Origin of the sequence: Moorena sp. SIO4A1, from assembly GCF_010672065.1 — a bacterium.
Lineage (GTDB): Bacteria > Cyanobacteriota > Cyanobacteriia > Cyanobacteriales > Coleofasciculaceae > Moorena.
Genome location: NZ_JAAHHX010000321.1, coordinates 1 through 2268, shown reverse-complemented (window position 1 = coordinate 2268; position 2268 = coordinate 1). Strand labels below are relative to the sequence as shown.

The window sequence follows — 2268 nt, the reverse complement described above, 5'->3', positions numbered from 1 at the left end:
CCGACCGGGGTCGCACTGTCGCTCTTCATCCTTACTCCGCCAGCATGTACAAGAAGAAGATGCGATAGCCGCAGCCGGGTCCGTTCATCCGACTCCGACGCTACTGCTTTCGGACGTGGGATGAATTGCGGCGGAAGCTAATGAATGGATATTTTTGTTTGTCGAGAGCAATTGGGTTTTGTCTAGATTTGTCCAAGTTTTTATGAGAAGTATCCTTCAACAAAGGTCTTGCTTGTGCAAGACCCACTGTGATTAGCCTAAACGCAATCTGCTGTACTTGTTCTACTGGTAGTTTCAGGTGCTTTGCGATCGCTTTGAGAGAAACTTTGCCTGTTGTATAATTCCACACTTTGCATTCTAAAACGTTGAGTCGATAATGGGATTGGGGTGGATCGCAGATGGTACTGACTAAACCCCAATCAGGGTCAGGCAATTGCTCAGCCAAAGCCTCCCAGTGCTGCAGTTCCCTTAACCCGATCAATGTTGCTTCTGTTGCTGGTATACTTAAACCGGTCATTTCCAGGGTTGGGATCGGCACGTTCTGCTCGAATTTAAATCGACCATCTTTGAGTTCAAACAAAGGACACACTTGCCGTTGTATTTGAATCTGAAACAACCATTTTAGTTGTGCAGTTTGTAAAATACCTTGACTTTGGAGGTATAAACCCAGTGGCTGATTGGGAGTACATGACTGAGCGAGTTTATTGACTATACTGTGTTTAACCCACTGATGTTGAGCAATCAGGACAATTAAACCCTGATGGTCTAATCGATTAGCTGCTGCCACAATCCGACCCTGATACACCCAAATGTGATGAACTGGTCGCCGGTATCCAGAAACTCTGGGTAAGGCAGTAATTCTCAGAGGTTGTCTGAGAAGTCTCATTTGCTACATATAAGCCCCCGTGGGTCCCCCAATTTTGGGGGACTTTTACCAGCAAATAGATTCTTGTTCCCCCCAGAATTGGGGGGCTAGGGGGGCAAAATTCAGTATCAAAAAACTTTTCAGATATCCTCTCAGCCAACCAGTTTTCTTTCCTTTCTCTAAAAACTGAAAAAGTTCTGGCAAGTATAAGTCGCTTAGGTAACCATTAAGGGACATGTCGGGTAATTAAAACCAAGAGAGCACCTTGAGAGTGTCAACTATGAGTGACAATAAATTATATAGTGTTAGATGGTTTGTGCGGCAAAATCCAAGTTTTAGCTCAACCGCGATCAGCCCCACGTGTCACCTTGGGCGTTGGCTTTTGTTGACTAAAGCCGAGAGTTCTTAGGACAAGGATAAGAGGTAGGTTAGCCATCGCTCCGGGCTTTCCAGGTAGGGAAACAACCTTTGATCACTCAGCCCCTCATAAATCCCAGACAAAGGTTGTTTTTTTTATCGGAGCAAAGATGTTGTACTATAATAGTATGGGTTTGACCATTTCGACAAAGAGCTAAGTTGGAATTAGATAAATTCAATCCTGGATTGAGGCTAGATTATTAGAATAGTTGTTTTCAATACTTGGAAACCTACCTCAAAAAGCAGGAGCTGTTGAGTTTAAATAGAACTCTTCCTCTACGTCTGAAATCATTTCTTATCGAGATAAGTTCCAAAGAAATGATTTTAGTATTCAAGACTAGTTTTATATTGCATTATTCTAGACTAGTTTGATTAATAATTCCAGCTTTGGATTAACGGTGATATCAACTGAGCAATCAACTAAAGCGCGAGCAATTCTGAAAATTTTACCAACTCTAAAACGCGCTCTGAGGGAATACAGTTGTGTTGACCTCCATAATTAAGAGTACCTTTAAGTAGTACCTTTAAGTAGTACCTTTAAGGAAGTTTTGATCCCGTTTAAAAAGGGATCATAAGACGACACTTGACCGTCAGTTCAATGTAGATAGGTCACATAAGTTGCTAACCAATAAGGGCACTTCTTATACTAAACCGGTTGTAATTAGTCTAAAAGCAACTTGTTGCACTTTTTCTACTGGTACTCTCAGTTGCCTTGCAATTCTCTTGAGAGAAACATTGCCATTGGTGTACTCCCAAACTTGCCACTCTATAGAGTCCAAACTGTATTTAGGTTGACCACCGTTGATACTGACCAAACCGCCATTCGGATCAGGTAATTTATCTGCCAGAGCTTCCCAGTTGCGGAGCGATCGCAATCCCTTCAACATAGCTATTTTTGTTGGCATACTCAAACCCGTCATTTCTCGTGTTGGTATGGGTACATTCTGTTCAAAGTTAAACTGACCATCTCGGAGCTGAAACAAAGA

The 2268-nt window shown here is 42.4% G+C and carries 1 protein-coding gene and 1 pseudogene; both read right to left on the bottom strand.

Features of this window, described 5'->3' with window-relative positions; genetic code table 11:
- Nucleotides 1-100: 100 nt before the first annotated feature.
- The gene (locus F6K53_RS37750; protein ID WP_293084811.1) at nucleotides 101-886 is read right to left on the bottom strand and encodes a DUF4388 domain-containing protein; all 786 of its coding nucleotides are present in this window, start codon (nucleotides 884-886) and stop codon (nucleotides 101-103) included.
- A gap of 1037 nt (nucleotides 887-1923) precedes the next feature.
- Nucleotides 1924-2268 (bottom strand): annotated as a pseudogene (locus tag F6K53_RS37745) (hypothetical protein); the annotation flags it as partial.

Bases quoted from the DNA above. Each gene is read 5' to 3' on its own strand.
- F6K53_RS37750 (WP_293084811.1), bottom strand. From the start codon at position 886: ATGAGACTTCTCAGACAACCTCTGAGAATTACTGCCTTACCCAGAGTT.